Below are 21,876 nucleotides of genomic sequence, written 5' to 3' on the forward strand. Positions count from 1 at the left end.
TTTTAGATATGGTTGGTGAGCAGACGATGAATGGATGGAAGACGTTATTGGCCCGCTTATCCGGCAGATCCGGCAGCTTTTATAGGAAAAGCTTAATCATGTTCCTGTTCGTTGCCGGCATTCCCGGCATCATAACGGGGGTTCTCGTTTATTCGATGGCGGGTGGTAAGCTGGAAAAGGAGCTGTTGAAGCTCCATAATAACCAAATTGAGCAGCGGTCGCAGAACCTGAATAAACAGCTGTCCAATCTCGAAATGATGCTGGCGCATTGGGCGTTCGATACGAGCTTCGATTATTCGCTCAGCGATCGCGACTTCGTGCGCGATTTCGAGAAGACCCGCGATATTACGAATACGCTGCTCGTCATGCAGGGCTCCAATACGATGATTCGTAACGTCAGCCTCTATTTGCACGGAAGCCAGCCAGTATTGTTTTATCCGGAATATTCCGCTTTGAATGACGCAAGTGTCATATCGCTATACGACCGTCTGCTCGACGCGGGAAAAACGACGTATTGGACACAGCTAACGCTTGATCCCGATCAGCCGGGAAAACGGGAATTGACGTTTGTACATCTTGTTCCCGGTGGCAGCCAAAAACCGATGGGGGCTTTGATCGTCCGCTTGGACAACGAACAAGTTGCGGAGGCGCTGCAGACCATTACACCTTATGCCGACGGCGAAAACTTTCTCATGGAGCCGGGCGGAGATATATACGTATCCGCTAACGGGAGCTCGATCGACTCGACGTTTGTAAAGGCAGTCAGAAGCGAGGTCGAGTCAAACGGGAACAAGGAAGGCTCGTTTCTTTATGAATGGAACGACAAAACCTATGCGGTCACGTACGGTTATTTCGCACGAATCATGGATAACTGGCTTTACGTGTCGGCTTCGCCGATCACCAATATTACGGCGCCGGTCGTTTTTATCTCCAAAGTCATTTTGACCGTTAGCTTGAGCGCTCTCTTGCTGGCAATGCTGCTTGCTTGGCTTGCATCGATTCGCATGTACTTGCCGGTCAAACGGCTGATGATGGATTTGCTGCCGAGTGCCTCTTTGGCGGGAGGAGGCCGAGAAGACGAGTTCACGCTAATTGAGCGTCAATGGCAGCACTTAAACAGGGAGAGCCGAGAGCTGAACGCTAAGCTGCTTGAGCAGCTGCCGCACGTGAAGGAAAGCTTTCTCCATCAACTGCTGCAGGGCTATTTGTACGCATATACGGAGGAGGATCTGCGGTCAAGGATGGAGCGTTATAAATGGCAGGTATGCGGCAAGCAGTTTGTCGTGCTGTACGTACAGCTTACCGGAATCGCCAGCATGGAAGGGAAATTCAAGTTTGGCGACGAGGGACTAGTCACCTTTGCCTCCGTCAACATGATCGAAGAGCTGGCGGATTCGTATTTCGAGCAAAGCAGCACAATCAATTTCCATGATCTTGGATCGGGAGTGCTGCTGATCTTGCCGGAAGGGGAGCCATGTGCGGAAGCAATCAAATCGTTCAGCGAAGAGCTGGCACAGACGGTTAATCGATTGCTGAACATGGTAGTGACGGTGGCGATCAGCAGGGCTACCACTCGTGTGAGCGACATCCCGCTCGCATTTGAGGGTGTGAAGCACGCAGCCAGCTTCCGCAAATTCGATAACGACAACCAGATCATCGAAATGGAGCAGCTGAATTTTGAGGATTCGTCCGAACCGCAGTATCCGTTTACGTTAGAAAGAGAATTTCTTCAGGCGCTTCGGACCGGGCAGGAAGCGGACGCCCACGCCTTGCTCGTCGAATTCCAGAAAGCGCTGTCCGCTAAAGGGGCTAAAGCGATAGACGTTCAGCAGGGAATGCTTCATTTGCTGGGTTCCGTTCAGCATGCGATTCTCGTAACCGGCATTCAACCGAATCGCCTGTTCAAGGGTGCCAACCTGTATGAGCAGCTTTCCCAGATCAAAGAGCCTGCAGGTGCAAGGGAATGGTTCCAAGTGAAGGTAATCGCCCCTTTCATGAAGGAGCTGACGAGCAGGACGGATGGCCAAGTGAAACGGCTGATCGAGCAAGCCATGATTTATTTGCAGCAAAACTATATGCGAGACATTTCGCTCGACAATTGCGCCGAACACATCGGCACGAACCCGTTCTTCCTGAGCAAATCATTCAAACAGGTAACCGGCAAAAACTTTATCGATTATTTGACCGAGCTGCGCATGGATAAAGCGAAGGAGCTTCTGCGGGAATCGGAGATGAAAATTAACACGGTCGCCGAACAAGTCGGATATCGGCACAGCTATTTTAACCGGATCTTTAAAAAGCTCGAGGGCATGACCCCCACCCGTTACCGTGAGCTAAGCCGGGCGGAGTAGGAAGTGTACTGCAGAAATAAAATCGGAGAAGCAGCCGGCAGCAGGTTCTTGATACAAACGCTGCCGGCTTTATTGTGATGCGTAAGACCCCGAAGCACTAGGGCACCTGAAGAACCTTATCGGGCAATAAAGTGCAATTCTCGCGAAATCGTGCAATTTAGGCCGGCGGATGTCATCAAGAAAGTGCCATTGCCGGGAAAGCTGCAGCTCTCTACAATGAGGGCGTTGCAGCAAGACGGAAACCAACAAAACGTTTAGGAGATGATTCCATGAACGACACACGAGTAACACTGCGTTGGTTAAAGGCAGCCGCAGATATTCCGGCTGGGGTGACATGGGGAATGCCGTGGAAGGAGGGAGAGCTTTCGCGGGACGATCGGTTGTCGTTGCACATGGAGGACGGCACCGCCCCCGCACTGCAAAGCTGGCCGACTGCTTATTGGCCAGACGGCAGCGTCAAATGGACGGCGCATGCCGCCGCTTTTCAGGCTGGTGCACCTCAGGGATGCTCCATCGTGATGGGAGATCCCGAACATTCGCCAACTGCAGCTTCGTTGTCTGTACGTGAGACGGAGGATGGCTTTACCATCGACACGGGCGTTCTGTCCTTTCGGGTACCGAAAAAGGGCAGCCAAATAATCGCGGATGTTCACCGTAACGGCGTCAGCATCAGCTCCTGCGGCGAGTTGATTGCTATCAAGGAAAGCATAAGCGAGCTGACCGGCAGCCGAACGATCCGGGAAGAACGATATCATTCCCAAATCTACGAGGCGAAGCTGGAGCAGGCAGGTCCGGTACGAGCGGTCGTCAAGTTGACGGGCCGACACCGGGCCGTAAACGGAACCGGTGAATGGCTTCCTTTTTCGCTTCGCCTGTACGCTTACGCCGGTCTGGAGTCGATCCGGATCGTGCATACGTTTTTTTATGACGGCAATCCGAATCAGGATTTCGTGAAGGGACTCGGTATCCGTTTCAGGCTGCCGATGCTTGGGCCGCTGTACAACCGCCACATTCGGTTCGCAGGTGATACCGGTTTTTTAAGCGAATCGCCGAAAACGCTCCATTCGCGGCGCACAAAAGGCAAATATTTGGAGCTGTTCAAGCGTCAGCTCAACGGGGAAACGCTGACCGACGAAGACATGGACGACGCATACTTCATGAGCCTGCTGGGCGACTCCGCATGTTGGGACGGCTTTAAGGTGACACAGTTCTCAGCCGACCATTACCTGATGGCCAAGCGGACCAAGGCAGGCTGCAGCTGGCTCAAAGCCGCCGAAGGCCGCAGATCACGCGGGGTCGCGTACGTCGGCGGACCAGGCGGTGGTTTGGCTCTTGCGATCCGCAATTTCTGGCAAAAGCATCCTTCCAGCATGGAGGCACACGGCCTGACGGGAGACGAGGCGCAGGTGACCGCCTGGTTCTGGTCTCCGGAAGCGTCGGCCATGGACATGCGCCATTACGATACGGATACGCATGTTGAGTCTTCCTACGAAGGCGCAGAAGAATTGCGCGCAACACCGTATGGCATCGGCAATACGAGCGAGCTGACGATCTGGTGCCGGACGTCGACGCCGTCGCTGGTTGAGTTAGAGGCATATGCGAGCTATAACGAATCGCCGCCGCAGCTTGTATGCGGGCCTACTTATTTACGAAGCCAGGGAGCTTTTGGCATCTGGAGCTTGCCGGACCGGGGAACGCCCACCAAGGCCCGCCTTGAAGAGAAGCTGGACGGCATCATCGCCTTTTACCAAAGGGAGGTGGAGCAGAGGCGCTGGTACGGCTTCTGGGATTACGGCGATTTCATGCACAGCTACGATCCTGCGCGGCATGTCTGGAATTACGACCTCGGCGGCTGTGCATGGCAGAATACCGAGCTGGTCCCGAACATGTGGCTGTGGCTGATGTTTTTGCGCTCGGGACGCGAAGATATTTTCCGGATGGCGGAGGCGATGACGCGCCATACGAGCGAGGTCGACGTCTATCATTTCGGTGAATACGCCGGGCTCGGCTCCCGGCATAACGTCCTCCATTGGGGCTGCGGCTGCAAGGAAGCCAGGATCGGCATGGCCGGCCTGCACCGATACTATTATTATTTGACGGGAGACGAACGGATCGGTGACATGATGGACGAGGCGAAGGACGCTGATTATACGACCGTTCATATCGACCCGATGCGCGCCTATTTTCCGAAGGACGAGCATAAGACGCATATCCGGGTCGGCCCGGATTGGGCGGCATTCAGCTCCAACTGGATGACCCGCTGGGAGCGCAAAGAGGATACGTTTTACCGCGACAAACTGCTTGCCGGCATTCAATGCATTAAACAGGCGAATTTCGGTCTGATCTCCGGTCCGACTTACGGTTATGACCCAAATACCGGCTTGCTCACGTCGATGGGCGACGACAATTGGGGCCGTCATCTGGCGTTATGTATGGGCGCGCCGCAGGTGTGGTTCGAGCTGTCCGGCATGCTGAAGGATAAGCAGTGGGATGAAATGATGGGCGATTTCGGTGTTTTCTATAATCTCTCGCAGGAAGAAAAGGATCAGATCACGGGCGGTGCGATCAGCACGAAACGGTTTGAGCATCCCGTCCTGACGCTGGCCCTCGTCGCTTACGGCGCTTGGTACCGTAGGGATAGACGCACAGCCGATTTTGCCTGGTCGACACTGCTGGAACATCCTTTTGCCACCACCGACCTCGAGAAAGACGCAGCTGACGTTACATACGTCGAGGAGCTGAAGGAGATTGACTGGATGAACACGAACGAGGCGTCGCAATGGTCGCTGAACACGATCATTAGCTTGGAGCTGATCCCCGATGCATTGCCTGACCATGCAGGCTTGGCTCGCAAGGAAGCTAATGTGTAACGCAGCGCGGTTACCGCTCTTCGCCGAAGCGCGATAACCCAGACATGGGAAGAAAGGAGCAAGAATACGATGACAACAGGTCAACCAACCGAAACAGGGGCCGTGCATGCTGCTAAAAGCCCGCTTATTCCCGAAAGTTGGCGTGCGATATATGCAAACCCGCTCGCCAAGCCCGAGCATGTCGCGGATTTTCGGATGGAGGGAGAAGCAGCCGTTACGTTTCCTTTGGGACGGATGCGGCTAGAAAGCATCCGCGACGAGGCGGAGGGACAGCGCGCCAATTTCGTGCTGTGGTGCCCGGAGGATTTTCCGGCGGACGCTGCCATCTCGTGGGATTTTTGGCCGGTCCGCGAGCCAGGCCTGGCGATTATGTTTTTTAGCGCAAGCGGCACGGAAGGCAGGGATTTATTCGATTCTTCAATCAAGCCACGGACAGGAGAATACGACCAGTATCATCACGGCGAAATGAATGCCTTCCATGTTTCTTACTTCCGGAGGAAGTGGGCGGAGGAGCGGAAGTTTCAAACCTGCAATTTACGAAAAAGCTACGGTTTCCACCTGGTCGCGCAAGGTGCCGACCCGATTCCAAGCGTCATGGACGCTGTCGGACCATACAAGATGCTCATCGTCAAGGACGGCCATCGCATTACGTTTGCCTTCAACAACCTTCCCGTTTTCTCGTGGGAAGACGACGGTGAGAGGTACGGGCTTCCGATCGCTGGCGGAAAGCTTGGTTTCCGCCAGATGGCGCCTATGATTGGAGAATATGCGAATTTAACCGTTTATGCCGAAGGCAAACCGTAATTTTCACAGTGATCTCCATAATTGCTGTCAAAGCCACTTGCATCTCAGCAGGGTCTTGGCCAATATTTCCGATCGTGGACGGGTGCTTAATGGATCCGGTGGAACCGCCGTCGTGAACAATATCGGGGGTTATCTCGGCGTGGATAGGAAATGGGCCCGGAGCTGGGGGCAGGGTCTTGCGCCTTGCCTTACTTTCCGCAGTAATCGAAAAGACCAACACGGGAGAACAGGAAAACGGATACATGTTCATAGTAGGAGGGATGTCTATTTATGAAACCCGGCCATGAGCAGCACAAGTATGATACAAAGAAGATATCCGGGGTGCAGCTGGAATATCTGAACCGGGGGTTGGTTGCAGCTGCGACAACGGAAGGAATATTTCTCAGCTGGAGATTGCTCGGGAATGAAGTGACCGGCTATATCGGTAACGGAATGATCGGCACCCATTTTAACCTGTATCGCAATGGCGCCTATATCGCAGCTATCCACGACAGTACCAACTATTTGGACCCCGGCGGGACGCTAACATCGGTTTATTATGTTTGTGCGGTTGTGGATGGACGGGAAGTTGACCGCTGTGCCGACGTCACTCCCTGGGTGGGTCCATACTATGAATTACCTTTGCGAAAACCGGCTGACGGAGTTACGCCGACTGGCCAAATCTATACCTATGCGGCAAATGATATGAGCGTCGGGGATGTAGATGGCAACGGTGAATATGAGTACTTTGTGAAATGGGACCCGTCCAATGCAAAGGATGTATCGCATTCCGGCTACACCGGTCCGGTATACATCGACTGCTATAAGCTGGACGGAACTCTGCTCTACCGGATTGGGCTTGGTGTGAACATTCGGGCGGGTGCTCACTATACACAGTTTCTGGTCTATGATTTTGACGGAGACGGGAAAGCCGAGCTGATGTTTAAGACAGCACCCGGTACAAAGGTCATAAGGTACGATCAGGAAGGAAGAGTATCCTCCGAAACCTATATAACCATGCCTCCGGAGGATATAGCTGCCGGGTACAGTCATCAGGACGACTATCGAATGAGCAGCATGGACTACTATAAGCATATTGTCCATATGTTCATGCGCTGGCACTCGCATGAGGAGGTCGTGGCGAAGCGATGGCCCTCCACGCTTGAAGAGTGCTTTGGGATCGAGCGTCGTTACAATTATCCACTGTCAAGGGAGGATGCAAAGCAGCTTGCTGATTACTTCCTCGACGTTTATGCTCCCCGTCGGAGCGGGCGCAACAACTTGCGGTCATTTGAGGGATTCATTCTTGATGGGCCAGAGTATTTAACCGTGTTTCATGGACAAACAGGCGAAGAATTGGAGACGATCCACTATAAACCCGGACGGCATGATGACGGTCTGATGTGGGGGGATTATGCTTGGAATCGCATCGAGCCCGGAAACCGCGTGGATCGATTCCTAGCAGGCGTAGCCTATTTGGACGGTGAAAAACCGTATGCGATCTTTGCTCGCGGTTATTATACCCGGGCTGCCCTCGCAGCCTACTCTTGGGATGGAACGCGCCTCAAGGAGAACTGGTTCGTTGACAGCGGCTGGGTTTCGATGAATAATCCTTTTCATGATACGCTTCATCTGGAGGACGGCCGAGATGAGAACTTTGGCAGCCTCGCTAAACAAGGGGCGCATTCCTTAAGCATTGCAGATGTGGATGGAGACGGCTGCCACGAAATTATTTACGGAGCCGCTACCATTGACCATGACGGATCCATTTTATACAGCTCCCGGGGCGTAATGCCACCGGAAAGCAAGGCACCTGGACAAATCGCCAAGCTTGGTCACGGCGATGCCCTTCATGTAGCGAACGTTGATCCAGACCGGCAGGGACTGGAGATTTTCATGGTGCATGAAAGCGGCGACTCGGGACCTTACGGATATACACTGCGCGATGCGGATACTGGCGAGGTATTGTACGGCGGCTTCGCGATCAATGACGTGGGGCGCGGGATGATCGGACAGGTTGATCCGAACCAAAGGGGTCTTCAAACATGGTGCAGCGAGGGTTATGAAAGCGATGAAGCCTTCGGATTGATGACATGTAAAGGAGACCGAATTGTAAAACAGATTCCGGGCACGAACATGAGTATCAAGTGGTCGGCCGACATGACCATACAGATCATTAATGGCAGCTTCGACGAGCCTGTTACGATCGACGATTGGAAACAAGGCAGGCTGCTTACAGCGGAAGGTGCGGTTTCCAATAACGGAACGAAGGGAAATCCTTGCCTTGTCGCTGACGTTTTCGGAGATTGGAGAGAAGAGCTGCTGGTCCGAACAAAGGATAGCTCGGCGATTCGGATCTACCTGAGCACCGAGGTAACAGACCGCAAATTGTATACGTTAATGCATGATGCTCAGTACAGAACCGGTATCGCATGGCAGAATGTCGTATATAACCAGCCCTGCTACACAAGCTTTTATTTTGCATCCGACATTGATTGGGCGAAGGTTCCTATCCCAAGTCTATATCTCCCCCGTGTAAGAATACGTAATCGCAACTAACGCCCCCATGAGTGGTCACCCATGTTTGTTGAGGTACGATTGGTTCGTATAGCTGGAGGGAAGATGTTTCGAACTTGGGCCGCTTCTCACTGAAACCAGGTTATCCGTCAACTGGCTCGGCTCATTGCCGAATACAGAAATTTGTAGAAGTGTGTCTGCAGTGGAGCATATACGCTAAGGAGGAAACAGGATGCCGAACATTTTGATGTGCTTTCCGGAAGGGCGGCACAAAGCGTTAACGATGAGCTACGACGACGGTCGATTCGCCGATCGGCGGCTGGTAGATATGTTTAACCGGTATGGGCTTAAAGGAACTTTTCATATCAATTCCGGACTGCTCGGAACGCCGGACAGGGTGGGTGCAGATGAGGTCAAAACGCTCTATGAAGGTCATGAGGTGTCGGCGCATACGCTGACCCACCCGACGATCGCTCGCTGCCCGAACGAGCAAATCGTGTATGAAATCATGGAAGATCGACGTAATCTGGAACGTATCGTGGGCTATGCGGTGCGAGGGATGTCGTATCCGAACGGCTCTTACAATCGCAGAATCAAAGAGATGCTGCCGGGTCTCGGCATAGAATATGCGAGAGTCGTTGCCGGTTCAGGGCATTTCGGAATGCCGGACGATTTTCTGGAATGGCAGCCGACATGCCATCATAATCGTGATCTGATGAAGCATGCGGAAACTTTCGTCAGCTTGCACAAAAAGCAATACCTGTATCTGATGTACGTATGGGGCCACAGCTACGAATTCGATAACGATAACAATTGGGAGCTTATGGAACAGTTCGGCACCTATATGGGAGGACATCCGGATATTTGGTATTGTACGAACATTGAGTTTGTTGATTACGCCAAGGCATTCGAAGGACTGAAGTTTGCAGCTGACTTGGATTTCGTCTACAACCCTACAGCGTTAAGCGTTTGGTTGAACGTGGACGGAGAGATCGTCGAAGTGAAAGGCGGCGAGCAAATCAAGTTGTAATGAGAAGAGAGGAATGGAGGGATATCAGATGAACCAAGTGATAAGAAAAGAACCTTTGCTCATCGGCATGCTGGATATACGGGCGGCAGGTCCGCGCTGTAAAATGCTGCTCGGCGACTTAAACGGAGATGGCCGGATGGAGATGCTGCTCGTGCAGCCCGACAACCGCCAGGACGTGCGTTATATTCCCCATCAGGTGCAGTGCCTCACTGCGTTCGATCTAGAGGGGAATCTGCTCTGGCAGACGGGAAAGCCGGATCCAGGAGCAGGCAGTCAAGGCTCGGATTATCCCGCACAAATTGTCGATATCGACGGAGACGGACGTTTGGAGGTGCTGTGCGTTATGGACAGCCGGCTCATCGTCATTAACGGGCACGACGGATGCGTTAGGTCTTCCCATGAGCTCCCGGACCCTGAGGCGCACGACTGCATTATCATTGCGAATTTGACGGGCGGCCCGCATGGACGAGATTTCATTCTAAAAGATCGTTATCACCGCATGTGGGCAATGGACCGGAACTTCAATTTACTCTGGACGCACGAGGGCAACCCGGGCCATTTCCCTTGGGCATACGATTTGGATGGCGATGGATACGACGAAGTGATGGCCGGTTATACGCTGCTGGACCATGACGGGACGCCGTTATGGAGCTGCCGCGAATTGGACGATCACGCCGATTGCATTTGGATCGGTGATGTAAACGGCGACGGAGAACCGGAGCTTGTGATCGGAGGCAGCGTTACGGTCATGTATGACCGTAACGGCACGGAATTATGGCGGTACGAAGGCTCAGTCGAGTCACAACATATAGCGCTCGGGCGCTTCCGAAGCGACTTGCCGGGAATGCAAATTGCCGGATTGGATCGGCTCGTGAGAGAAGACGACGGCAAGGGCTTCATTGGCAAAGACGCCTTATTCCTGCTGGATAGCAGCGGACAAGAGGTGTGGAAAGAAGACAGAAAGACACCTGGCTGGCTTACGATTATCGAGCCATTGAGCGGGTGGGTGGAAGGCGCCCCAGACTATATTTTGGCATACCGTCGCGGTGGGGGCATCTTCCCAACATTGTATGACGGTCATATGAACGCCGTCGTGGAGTTTCCTTCCGAGGGTTATGCCGTCCATGCCGACCTATGGGGCAGCGGTACGGAGCAAGTCATTATTTACAGCAGCGAAACAGCGTCCATATATTCGAGCAAACCTGCGGATCTGAGCGAGCTCCCTTCGGGTATTCCGCTGCCGCAGCCGAAACGCTTGTCCAACTCGACATTGTATCCGGGCGGGGAAGTTCCCATGTTCTAATTTGCAAGCTATTACCTAACCGAATAGAGCGGACCGACATGATACGACGCATGATCGAAAACATGATGGGCGACGATGAGGGCAAGGAGAACTTGTGTCGGACGACAAAAACTTGATTACTTTGAAAGTCGCATCATATGCGGCTTTTTTGTTATAAGTATGTCCGGCAATGCGGATACAGGGGCGGCGGCGGCAAATTACACCGTTTCCGAAGCCGACCCCATTTAAAGCATTGACATTTCCATGGAAGATCTAAACGGGTAGTTGAAAACATAAAATCCGTGTCAATGGAAACGCTATTGACAATCCATCTACTACGTGTTACTTTATAGCTGTAGTAAGTAACACTTTATACCAGTGTTACAGAATAGCAATGGGTGCTTGAGGGCTGTGCCCTTAAATTTATATGCCGCAAAGAAACCTACGGCTACGAAATCACGCGGCGGCTGAACGCCCTCGGTAGTTTTTGGCGATCAACGACGTGGGGAGCGAGGTGCTGGGTAGGTTCTGGGAAAAATGGGTGTTTGTATCATCAAAAATTAACGAGTTAAAGGAGAAAAAATAATGAATTTTTGGGAAAGAATCACCGGCAGCGACATGACTAAAGAAATGAAAAATTTTCAATCGCGTGCAAAAAAGCTGCCGGCTGATTATCAAGCGGCATGGGAAAAAATTAATGCCAATCTTTGGGCGCACTCCGATTTCACCGGTCGCAACCTCATGCCAATTCTTGACGGTGTACTTGGCCTGCTCGAAGAAACGGCGGCGGACGGTCAGAGTGTCCAAGAGGTTTTGGGTGATGATATCAAAGGGTTCTGTTCAGCGCTGGCCGGCGAAGAAGGAGCAAAGTCTTTTCGCGACAAGTGGCGCGAGCAACTCAACAATAACATCGCTAAAAAATTAGGTAAATAGGAGGATAAAATGAGAATACAAGATATCATCGAAGGCAAAAGAGAGTGGCGAGCGCATGTGGCGCGTGTCAAAGAGCTCCCGCAAGATTATCAGATTGTTTATAAAGAGATTCAAAAGTATCTCTTTAAGGTCGGCCCTGTTGAGCTAACCAGCGGAACGGGTTTGCTCTCGGGGATTATCGATCTTTTTGAAGAGGGCGCGGCATTGGGGAAAGGCGTGCTCGAAGTGACGGGTAGTGACGTAGCGGCTTTCTGCGACGATCTAATCAAAGATTCAAAAACTTACGCGGACATCTATCAAGAATCTGTAGACCAAAAAGGTAACAAGGCATGAAAAAGGTTACGGATAAAACAAAGTAATGTAGAAAGTGAAAGTCATGAAGTGTCAAATATGAGATTTTGAAAATAATAGACATGCAGCGCGGCATAATTGTCCCCGCTTAATTTTGGCATCGTTAGGCAGAGCTGCGTTGCTCCCGACAATGTGGACATCACAGTAAAACACAAAGTTTCGGTATCTTCATGTATGTTTCAAGAAAGATGTGGAAATACAGCAATCGGGTACTTGCTTTCACATCGTTTGAAAGTTGCTTGTGATCTTTTAACACATACAGGCATGAACCTTAATGAAATTGCACGTGCTTCTGGATTTGAGTACGATACTTACTTGATCAAGCAATTTAAAGCTAAAAAAGGCATTTCGCCTACAAAGTATAGGAACATCACTCGCAGTTCGCTACGGCCCAGTAGTAGATAAGTAGATAATATTGTTACACTAACGAAAACGTTGGTTGAACCAAGCTGACGGCAGCTGACCTAATGATCAGCTGCTGTTTTTATTAAGTAACAGGTCGAATTAATCAGGGTAGAAATCCTTTTCTCTCTAGCAAATCTTCGGTGGTCGTCCACAATTTGTACTGCATAGTGGCATTCCCTCCGGGGGACACAGGTTCAATTGATTTTCCGGTTCCAACGTTAAAGTATCCGCCCGTCATGTGTTGATATTTGGGATCCACAATCAATCTAGTGATAATCTCTGTTTGCCGGAACTGGACAAGCAAGAGCATGTATAGAATTGGTTTTACAGGGGATTTTAAAGTATCCGTATACAAAGGAGCTGAAGCAGAGTATGATACATCCCAAAGACGACTATGGGGTATTAGGCAATAAAATCGAAGTGGATTCGGATGTGAACGAAGATCGTAATCGAGAAGAGCAGTTGGATGACTCCTTTGAGGCCTGGTATGGGAATATCAACCACCAGGTGAAGCAAAAGCTGGATCTAACGAGCGTTCCGCAGGACAGTGTATTTGATTCAGCCGTCGGCATGGATGAGGATCCATCCGAGGATTAAGAGCTCAACAACGATGAACAAGAGGCTGCCGGAATAATGTTCCTCCGTCAAAATCTATTATTCACCATTAAGTTCCATCTATTTCCGAGAATGATATGAAATGCAGTGCTATAACATAAAAAGGTTCATCTATTAACGACTGCAAACAAACCTCCAACCCTCTTATCAGAGGGCTGGAGGTTTGTTTGTTATCCGGTACGAAGATGCGAAGTTCGGAACAGCCTTTCGTAGAATTGGTTATTCGTCCGTACACAACAGGATATAGGCGCATATATTTTATGCAAATACATAAAAAATCCACAAATCAGGATGTTTCATGTACTTAAATGCATAATAATGCATATCAGATAGTGCAGACTTAACTTAGAGCTTACTGATCCTTAGCATAATTCAACCCTAAGTTATGAGCTTGGTTAAGCAGAATCTCATAATGCTTGGGATTAGAATCCAAAGTCTCGTATAAAAATTCAACCTTGGAATTGGATACACCGCAATAATCTGCAATTCCCACATTGAGCAGATGAGTCATCATTTCATCATAGTTACGCTTTTTCATCTGTTCTTTCGAAACGCCCGCCAAACCAATCCATAAGATATGCTGATGATGAAGCTGGTTCGAACCGTACGCAAACCCATTGTTCCATACACGATCAATATAACCTTTTAGCATGGCTGGCAAATGCCACCACCAAATTGGAAAAATAAATGCCAAGGCATCATGCTCCTTCATTCGCCTTATTTCCATTTCTACCTCAGGGGAAAAGGGCTGTTCCTCAGTTGACCAATCCGGTTCATCTATTCCTTTTAAAACAGGGTCAAAGCCAATCCCGTGTAAATCCAATATCTCATAGTCGTGGCCAGCCTCGGCAAGACCTTTTACGAAACGATCGGCAACCTTAAAGGTCAGGGAATCTTTTCTTGGGTGCGAAACAACGCTTAACATCTAAATTGTAGCCACGATCAATGGCTGATGCTATTATAAACAGTAATAAAATAACCTGGAAGTACGCACTTTCATGTTCTATAGGATGATACGGGTGCCATAGAAACATGGAAGTGCCCTAGGTAAATGCCCTAGAGAATAACCTGAATAACGGACTGAAATGAATGAATCTTAATGTTCCTAGCAAAAAGACAGCCTTTTAACGGAGGAATAAGAGATGACTGAAAATAGGGAAAATAACGTTCAAAAGAAGTATAAAGTTGGAGTGGAGGCGGCATTAGAAGTAATGGGGGGAAAGTGGAAGCCCTTAATCATCTATCATTTGATGACAGGACGGAAACGGACGTCTGAGCTTCGACGGTTAATGCCCGACATTACGCAAAAAATGCTGACCACTCAACTAAGAGGACTGGAAAAGGATGGGATTGTTGTACGAAAGGTTTATAAAGAGATTCCACCTAAGGTGGAGTATGAGTTAACGGCTTACGGCTGGGGATTAAAACCCGCTCTAGACCATTTATGCTATTGGGGAGAGGATCACCTGGAAAAGGTTTATGGCGACAAATCCAAGGTTTTGGAACAGTTTTAAGGCTTTACACACATAGAAAGTCGCTATACTAGCGGCTTTTTTTGTTTTATCGCGGTAATGATACGAAGATGGTCCGATTACCATGGTATAAACAGGGTGAGCATGACATTAGATGTCTAGAAGAGAAACGGAAGGGAAGGGGAAAAGGATAACTCTAATGGCTTTCTACGAAAATTCATTAGTTGGTTGTTGGCCATTTGTGCTAATGTCTAGACAAGAACAGAGTAACAAAGAACAGCGCCGTCTTTATGCAGGGGACTATGAAAATAACTAACATTACGGTGTATGAAAGGAATGGAGGGTTATCCGTTGTCGCTTACGCTACCCGCACTTCATGTCATGGGGGATATCACCGTCAACAAGGGATCCGTTCTGGGGATGCGAACGATCGATGATTTCGAATTGGTATTCTTTCCGACGGGGTCCCGGACCGTTTACGAAAACGACCGAGGCGAGTTTCTGCTGGATCGCCCCGGCATTATATTCACTTGTCCCGGGGAGCCGCATAGGTACCGGTTTGATCCGTTCGTTCCCACCAGGCATTTATATGTCCACTTCGAATACGCTGCATTCCGGGAAACCTTCCGCGAACAGGGCGATAGCCGAGGGGAATGTCAGGACTGGTCGGTGATTGCCGGAGGAAGTCTTGTTCCCTCACTGTTGAAACAAATGCTCAAGATCGTGCATGTAAAACCCGGCGGCTGGCAGAGAAGAGGAGCTATCTTGCTACTGAGTGTCCTGGAGGAATGGCGGGCGATCGCTGAAGACGATTCGCGCTCTTTATCGACCCTGCCTGCCCCGATTATCAAGGCATTGGATTATTTGGAACAACATCTTCACCGCCAGATTACCATTGAAGAAATTGCTGCCAGTTCCGGCTGGACTCATGAGCACTTTACCCGAATGTTTGTCCGCTGGATTGGAATCCCTCCCCAGAAGGCGTTGCTGGAACGCCGTCTACGGAGAGCGGAACAGCTATTAATCCAAGCGGAGCGAACGATCAAACAAATCGCTTACGATGTCGGATTTGCCGATGAGCACTACTTCTCCCGCATGTTCAAACGTACCCGGGGTGTTACTGCACTTGAATTCCGCGATCGCTTTGCGGACCCGTTATTTCGTCATTTGGCCATGATCGAAGAGGAGGAGTCCGCTTATCCCCTGAACCGGCATTTTGTCGCTCTGAATCAGGAGCGGATATGATAAGGGATATCAAATCCGTCCACTGTTTTCCGTGTCCTCTCCATTGAGAACGCTTTCGGAATCCTTCACACTTAAGGTAATCAATGGATGTGGAGGGATCAGTATGGGGCAGACTTATGTACCTAAGGTCAAACTAAGAGAAGGCCGTTTTTATGTAACGGTAGAGCAATACAAGCACTATCACCGAGATGGTTTCCTCATTGTTGAAGGACTGTTGGATCCGAAAGAAATAGAACAATACGCAGCGTGGGCAGAGAGACTGCGTATTGAAAATGAGGGGAAACGTGAACAGGCGTCTAAGGAAGATAAGGACCCTCTCAAATCGGAGTTTGCCGAGAAGACGAGGGTTCATATGATCTCCCGCGTCCATCCGGAAGGGGAGCAGTTGATGCTTCATCCCCGGATTCTGGATGTGCTTGAGGCACTTATTGGGCCCGACGTATATGCTTTGCAATCGATGATGTTCTTTAATCCGCCGGGAAAGGGCGGGCAAGGTTGGCATCAGGATGCTTATTACATCAAGACCCACCCCGACACGCTAATCGGGGCATGGATTGCCCTAGAGGATGCCGATGAAGAGAATGGGTGTTTGTGGGTCGTCCCCGGTTCCAATCACGAGCCGATCTACCCACCGCCAGGGGATAACGGCGGTAGTATTCATGCTAAAGAAGCCTTTACCGATCTCCACTCTGTTGAGAATGTCAGTCATCTGGACGATGAGGTCAACACGCTATCCAAAGTGGTGTCAAAATATCCGGCTCCGATTCCGGTGCGAATGAAGCCTGGTGATGTGCTGTTCTTTGATTCCCATTTGTTCCACCGTTCATATCGGAACCGAACGAAGGACCGTTATCGCCGCTCCTATGTGTGCCATTATTGTAACGCTCGGTCGTTCGTTCCGTGGGACCATGACGGTTATGAAGGCGAAAGCGGGAATTACCGCCAGATTTTGGCGCGAGGCCGGACGCATCTTGCTTATGCGGAACCGATATTCGATACCCCGGTGGATATTACGCAGCACGATGAGATTCCCGAATCATCCAGCGTGACGTTGATGGGAATGGATGACGGTATGATGATGCCAGTCGTACAGGAGAAAAAAGAACAGGACTAGAGGTAGAAATTTGAAAGCCCACCAAACCATTTTTCTATACCTGTGCATGATATAGACAAGAGCTTGATCTCATTCTCCACGGATAGTAGGGCGGAGGTGAGTATAGCATTCGTTAATGTCTTGTAGCTTTTTACTTTCAATATTGACTTGATTGTATAGCTATCTTTATGTTAATTTTAGGTAATGCACTTACTTAAAAGTAAGGGGATGATTTATCAATGATTCATCAGCGTGAATGTCCAGTTGAGACACTCATTCATGTTTTAGGTGGCAAATGGAAGCCAATGATTTTATGGCATCTGATTGAATCCAAAAAGCGATTTAACGATCTGGAAAAGCTTATACCTGATGTTTCACAAAAAATGCTTTCACAACATCTCCGAGATTTGGAACAAGAAGGCATAGTCGATCGAACGGTCTACCCTACTGTCCCTCCAAAAGTAGAATATTCTCTTAGTGAATACGGCAGAACATTGATTCCTGTAGCAGAAGCCATGTGTGCTTGGGGAGAAAATCATAATAAGCGGAAATATCAAGAGTCAGCGTCATAAAGCTGGTTCAATGAACTTGTACACGAATTCAATCAACTCAAAACAAAAGCTGCCACGGGATTCCGGGCAGCTTTTTGTTTACCTGCAGTCGCACTCCTGATCTGAATTAATTATCGGGTTTGAGATCATAAAACTTCTTATAGTGCAGGATTGTCGCCAATCTGTCTTTAGAATATTCCCGACGTCCCGGCTTCTTGCGTATTCTTATGGCATCCCTTTCCGTCATGCTTACTTTTAAGTAAGCACCCTACTTTAAAGTGGGTTCTTAACATCATTTTGAAGCGATGTTAAGCTTGAGTTAACCAAATATTAGGGGCCATGAATGAGGAGGAAAGAACAATGAAAATTATTGTTTTTGGAGCTACGGGAAATACAGGGAAAAGAGTGCTGGTACAAGGGATAAAAATGGGGCATGAAATGACCGCCTATGTGCGAAATGCTGAGAAGCTTTATGATCAGCTAGGTGAGCATTCCGCAAAGCATGTGAAGGTGATCGTGGACGATATGATGGACCCGGTCAGCGTCGGTGAGGCGCTCGCGTTTCAAGAAGCCGCTATTATTGCAGCCGGCCATGCGGGCCAGGGAGAAGAGTTTGTTCGTATCGTCGATACCATTATAAGCCAATGTGAATTGGAGCCTAGTTTCTCTGGGCGGGTATGGATGATGGGAGGAGCGGGCCTGCTGGATATTCCATATACCGATCTTATCGGCAACAATTTACCCGGCTTCCCGCCTGAGTATAAAAATCACAATCGGAATTACGAAAGGCTGCAACAAACTGGGCTCGATTGGTCCGTTATGTGTCCGGGGACCATGATGGATTCAAGTGAGCATTCAGAGCCGGTTCATCTGCATGTAACAACGGAAACCTTGCCTGTTTCGATTCCGGAGACCATCAAGGAATATTCCGAGGCAGATATCGCCGGTCACTTGTTCAGCCGATTTCAAGAGCTGAATGTTACTTATGACGATGTCGCAAGATGTATGCTGGACCATATTGAGCTCGGAGGAGCGTTTAAAAGAAAAAGGATCGGTCTAGCCTATCAAAACAATATTACGGTGCACTGAGGAGAAAGGGGATCATGGGTTTGTTTGGATTACTGCTCGTTTTGCATATATTGGCTTCGATCGCCATCATTGGCCCCGCTTTCGTGATGCCCATCATTCGAAGATTCGCTAGAACCGTCGGCCAGCTGCACTTTGCTTTGGGTATAACGACCAAGCTTGCCGTAATGCCTAAAATTGGCGGAGCCGTACTTATTCTAACAGGGGTTTGGCTTATGATCATAACCAAGATGGGGTTATCCCAAATGTGGCTGAATGTATCCATCCTATTATCGCTGCTCATGGTCGTCATGATCGACGGATGGATCGAGCCGCGTATGAAAAAGATCATAAAGATCATATCTGAAAGTCAAGATCAGGGTAATGAAATACCCGCCGAGTTCGGACTGCTCATAAAAAAGATCACACCCGTCGAGACGGCAGCGCAGCTGCTGATGATTGCCATATTGGTGCTGATGGTGGTTAAGCCATTTTAAGAAGCCGATGGAGCGTCCTAACTCACTTTTTGGGCCAGATGATTTTTTGGTGTTATAATTAGGAAAATGCTGGGTTAAGAAATAAGGCGGTGATTGAAATAGGGATTTTAAAAGCGGGTTATGGTCTTGACCATCAAGGTTTTATCGTAAGCGATGTTAGCAAAGACAAAATTGATGATGTATATGTGACGTGCATTCATGAATCGATCGAGAGCCTTAAACATGTATTTCATCAACAATTGCATAGTGTTTATCTGTACGGTAGTGTAGCCAGAGGAGAAGCGATTCCAAGGAAATCAGATTTAGATCTTATCGCTATGTTCAATACCCAATTGAGTTCTGATAAGTTAGCCGAATTAAAAAAACTTGCTGGAGAACTATCTGAAAATTATCGCTCTTTCGTTCGTGATGTCGGTATAGCTGTAGCATATTATGACTATACGGTTGATCCCTCAAATTATTACGAAAATGCATTTCTTAAGGAGCTCTGTGTTTGTGTATATGGAGAGGATTTAGGTGAAAGATTTGGTCCTTATAAACTTACATCCGAGATAGCAATCCGTTTTAATGGCGATATTGATGAGGTTCTGAATCGGACGTTAACAAGGTTAACAACAGCGTCTGGAGAAGATTTTAAAACCTTTACTCAAAGCTTCGCCCGTAAACTCATTCGAACATACTATTCCATGGTGATGGTGCGTTCCCAGATTTGGACGACACGACTTCACGAGCAGTCTGAAGTCTTTCTTCACCACTTCCCAGAAAAAGAATCAGTCATTCGCACGCTGCTAAATTGGATAGATGAACCGCCTACGGACCGTGAGGCTGTGTATGTGTTGTTTAAGATTGAGGGGGAATGGGCTGGTGCTAACTTCTCAAATGAAGCCAACATTCCTTATTAAGCTAGCAGGGACTTTAAATCTAAAGTCGACCTTTCATCGGTTTCTTTTTTTCAAATATGATGATGAAGTGTTAAGGTCTTCTCTCGATCAGCGGAAGATGTACCAAAAGTCGGGAAAAAGTTCTTGACTATGACGTTAGGTCATAGTGCATAATTTCTCAATGAATCCATAACTAGGAGTGAGAGAAATGAAGATTAAATCACTGCGATCAGATCATATTTATCAAAAAGTGGCCCAAGCTTCGCCCGAGGAAAAGCTTGAATTGTTCAGAAACGAAATGATGGCTCCCTTTAAGAAACAATGGCAAATTCAACAGATTCCTTTTAAAGCCGAAGAGGCCAACGGTTTTGACGTTATTACGTTCAATAGTATGATGCATCGATCTCCTGATCAAATTACCTCTCAGATTTCGGCAGAGATCGAGCTGATATCGTCCGAATCATTTTGGTTAGAGTGCGAGCATGCTGTAAAGAAAAGCCTACATCTATTTGTAGAACATGAAATTAACCTCCCCGTTTCCGAATACTTGTTTACCATTCAACTAGGAAATCCGGAAAGCCGTGCCTTAACCATAAACGAAGGATATAGCGGTTTTGGGGGCATTCCCGGGTTTATTTGGGGTACAATCTTGCCAAATGAGTACACGATTCCTCGAATGAAGGCTGCCCTGGCGCACGAATGCAACCATAATGTGCGATATCAATTTATTCAGTGGGATCACACCGTTAACTTGGGCGAGCTCATTGTAAGTGAAGGATTGGCAGAAAACTATGCTACGTTCATGTTTGGAGAAGAATTGCTCGGTCCTTGGGTAACGAAAACAAACGCAGAAACGCTTAACAGGTGCATAAAGCCAGTGCTTAGAGAGCAACTGCAATTAACAGGGTTCGATCAATTTGCTCCGTATCTTTACGGTGACGAGATCGCAAAACTTCAAAATTCAAAACCCGTCAACATGCCTTATAGTGCCGGATACGCTTGCGGATATCATTTAATCCAATATTATTTACGAAAAACAGGGAAAACGATTTTCGAGGCTACGATAACGCCTGCCGCGCAAATACTAGACGAAGTAGAAGAGTATTGGAATGAAGAAACCATTATTAGCAGTTAAAGATATCGTTCAGATTACCGGCATTACCGCTCGCACCCTGCATTATTACGACCGTATTCATTTGTTCAAACCGACACACCTGACGGAAAAAGGGTATCGCCTATATGAACGAAGCAGTTTGGAAAAACTTCAGACCATTTTATTCTTAAAGGAATTGGATTTTTCCTTGAAAGAAATTGCGGACATTTTAAAACTGACCCGACAAGAACAAAAACAAATAGTAAAGAATCAGAGACAAACCTTACAATCAAGAAAACAAAGACTAGAAACCATCATGGTCGCTCTCGAGGAATATGTTTCGGGGAATGATATTAGTAATTTGCAAATCTTCAACAATTCTTTCGTTCTGCCATTGAAAGAACAATATGCAAATGAAGCCAAATTCATTTATGGTGAAACAGAGGCGTATCAAAAGTTTAATGAAACGTTGGATACAATATCACACGATGAAAAAGAGGAACGTTTTCGGTCCATGGAAGGAATATTCAAACAAATCGCGCCTTTAGTCGATCAGGATCCTTCTTCCGATGAAGTTCAGCGATTCATCGAGGAGTGGAAAAAAAATCTAATGCAATTCATGACTTGCGATGCAGAATTACTGACTTGCATTGCTGATACCTACAAATTCGATGCACGTTTCAGAAACTATTTTAATCAATATAGCCATGAGGATTTCGCAGATTTTCTGTACAGTGCAATTATGTATAATATCAATCGGTAATGACCCATTAAAAGTCGCTTTTTTTAGCGGCTTTTTTGTTTTATCGGTACAAATTTCTTCTGCATATTGTCGAAAAACT

Annotated in this window: 19 protein-coding genes and 2 pseudogenes; 20 read left to right on the forward strand and 1 reads right to left on the reverse strand. The window is 48.4% G+C overall.

What is annotated here, in order from left to right; translation table 11 throughout:
* Positions 1-26: 26 nt before the first annotated feature.
* From PLA01S_RS15005 to PLA01S_RS15065, 11 genes and pseudogenes are all read left to right on the forward strand, one after another.
* Positions 27-2,351 carry an AraC family transcriptional regulator gene (locus tag PLA01S_RS15005; RefSeq protein WP_127592900.1) on the forward strand — a complete coding sequence of 775 codons (2,325 nt, stop codon included), beginning with the start codon at positions 27-29 and terminating at the stop codon, positions 2,349-2,351.
* Positions 2,352-2,620: 269 nt separating this feature from the next.
* Positions 2,621-5,221 (forward strand): exo-rhamnogalacturonan lyase family protein, encoded by a 2,601-nt coding sequence (locus PLA01S_RS15010; RefSeq protein ID WP_127592901.1) that lies wholly within the window; start codon positions 2,621-2,623, stop codon positions 5,219-5,221.
* A 69-nt stretch (positions 5,222-5,290) separates the two neighbouring features.
* A complete protein-coding gene (locus tag PLA01S_RS15015) occupies positions 5,291-6,025 on the forward strand; it encodes a DUF1961 family protein (RefSeq protein ID WP_127592902.1) in 735 nt (244 codons plus the stop codon).
* 270 nt (positions 6,026-6,295) lie between these two features.
* Positions 6,296-8,563, forward strand: coding sequence for a rhamnogalacturonan lyase (locus PLA01S_RS15025; protein ID WP_127592903.1), 2,268 nt, complete (start codon positions 6,296-6,298; stop codon positions 8,561-8,563).
* A 190-nt stretch (positions 8,564-8,753) separates the two neighbouring features.
* Positions 8,754-9,551 (forward strand): polysaccharide deacetylase family protein, encoded by a 798-nt coding sequence (locus PLA01S_RS15030; RefSeq protein WP_127592904.1) that lies wholly within the window; start codon positions 8,754-8,756, stop codon positions 9,549-9,551.
* Between the two features lie 28 nt (positions 9,552-9,579).
* On the forward strand, positions 9,580-10,854 hold the full coding sequence (locus PLA01S_RS15035; protein WP_246059534.1) for an FG-GAP-like repeat-containing protein: 1,275 nt from the start codon (positions 9,580-9,582) through the stop codon (positions 10,852-10,854).
* 377 nt (positions 10,855-11,231) lie between these two features.
* Positions 11,232-11,419: pseudogene (locus PLA01S_RS32555) on the forward strand (hypothetical protein).
* Entirely contained in the window at positions 11,419-11,766 is a 348-nt protein-coding gene (locus tag PLA01S_RS15045) for a DUF1048 domain-containing protein (RefSeq protein ID WP_127592906.1), read from the forward strand. Before PLA01S_RS32555 ends, PLA01S_RS15045 begins: the two are co-directional and overlap by 1 nt.
* Before the next feature lie 9 nt (positions 11,767-11,775).
* A pseudogene (locus PLA01S_RS15050) lies at positions 11,776-12,125 on the forward strand (DUF1048 domain-containing protein).
* 166 nt (positions 12,126-12,291) lie between these two features.
* On the forward strand, positions 12,292-12,522 hold the full coding sequence (locus PLA01S_RS15055; RefSeq protein ID WP_246059535.1) for a helix-turn-helix domain-containing protein: 231 nt from the start codon (positions 12,292-12,294) through the stop codon (positions 12,520-12,522).
* Between the two features lie 372 nt (positions 12,523-12,894).
* Complete coding sequence (locus PLA01S_RS15065; protein ID WP_100537333.1) at positions 12,895-13,119, forward strand: hypothetical protein; 225 nt, start codon at positions 12,895-12,897, stop codon at positions 13,117-13,119.
* 370 nt (positions 13,120-13,489) lie between these two features.
* On the opposite strand, the gene PLA01S_RS15070 is transcribed toward PLA01S_RS15065, so the two are convergent.
* Positions 13,490-14,062: an NAD(P)H oxidoreductase gene (locus PLA01S_RS15070; RefSeq protein WP_127592908.1), complete on the reverse strand. Its 573-nt coding sequence runs from the start codon at positions 14,060-14,062 to the stop codon at positions 13,490-13,492.
* A 217-nt stretch (positions 14,063-14,279) separates the two neighbouring features.
* Between PLA01S_RS15070 and PLA01S_RS15075 the strand changes: the two genes are divergently transcribed.
* The 9 genes from PLA01S_RS15075 (at position 14,280) to PLA01S_RS15115 (ending at position 21,797) form a co-directional block, all read left to right on the forward strand.
* Positions 14,280-14,651 carry a winged helix-turn-helix transcriptional regulator gene (locus tag PLA01S_RS15075; RefSeq protein ID WP_127592909.1) on the forward strand — a complete coding sequence of 124 codons (372 nt, stop codon included), beginning with the start codon at positions 14,280-14,282 and terminating at the stop codon, positions 14,649-14,651.
* A gap of 285 nt (positions 14,652-14,936) precedes the next feature.
* A complete protein-coding gene (locus PLA01S_RS15080; protein WP_246059536.1) occupies positions 14,937-15,854 on the forward strand; it encodes a helix-turn-helix domain-containing protein in 918 nt (305 codons plus the stop codon).
* A gap of 103 nt (positions 15,855-15,957) precedes the next feature.
* Entirely contained in the window at positions 15,958-16,968 is a 1,011-nt protein-coding gene (locus PLA01S_RS15085) for a phytanoyl-CoA dioxygenase family protein (RefSeq protein ID WP_127592911.1), read from the forward strand.
* A gap of 218 nt (positions 16,969-17,186) precedes the next feature.
* Positions 17,187-17,519: a winged helix-turn-helix transcriptional regulator gene (locus tag PLA01S_RS15090; protein WP_127592912.1), complete on the forward strand. Its 333-nt coding sequence runs from the start codon at positions 17,187-17,189 to the stop codon at positions 17,517-17,519.
* Between the two features lie 339 nt (positions 17,520-17,858).
* Positions 17,859-18,587 carry an NAD(P)-dependent oxidoreductase gene (locus tag PLA01S_RS15095; protein ID WP_127592913.1) on the forward strand — a complete coding sequence of 243 codons (729 nt, stop codon included), beginning with the start codon at positions 17,859-17,861 and terminating at the stop codon, positions 18,585-18,587.
* A gap of 14 nt (positions 18,588-18,601) precedes the next feature.
* The gene (locus PLA01S_RS15100) at positions 18,602-19,060 is read left to right on the forward strand and encodes a DUF2269 family protein (protein ID WP_127592914.1); all 459 of its coding nucleotides are present in this window, start codon (positions 18,602-18,604) and stop codon (positions 19,058-19,060) included.
* Between the two features lie 89 nt (positions 19,061-19,149).
* Positions 19,150-19,962: a nucleotidyltransferase family protein gene (locus tag PLA01S_RS15105; RefSeq protein WP_246059537.1), complete on the forward strand. Its 813-nt coding sequence runs from the start codon at positions 19,150-19,152 to the stop codon at positions 19,960-19,962.
* Positions 19,963-20,149: 187 nt separating this feature from the next.
* Complete coding sequence (locus PLA01S_RS15110; protein ID WP_127592915.1) at positions 20,150-21,076, forward strand: DUF2268 domain-containing putative Zn-dependent protease; 927 nt, start codon at positions 20,150-20,152, stop codon at positions 21,074-21,076.
* On the forward strand, positions 21,051-21,797 hold the full coding sequence (locus PLA01S_RS15115) for a MerR family transcriptional regulator (RefSeq protein ID WP_127592916.1): 747 nt from the start codon (positions 21,051-21,053) through the stop codon (positions 21,795-21,797). Before PLA01S_RS15110 ends, PLA01S_RS15115 begins: the two co-directional genes overlap by 26 nt.
* The last annotated feature ends 79 nt before the right edge of the window (positions 21,798-21,876 follow it).

The organism is Paenibacillus lautus NBRC 15380 (genome assembly GCF_004000945.1).
Taxonomy (GTDB): domain Bacteria; phylum Bacillota; class Bacilli; order Paenibacillales; family Paenibacillaceae; genus Paenibacillus_AQ; species Paenibacillus_AQ lautus.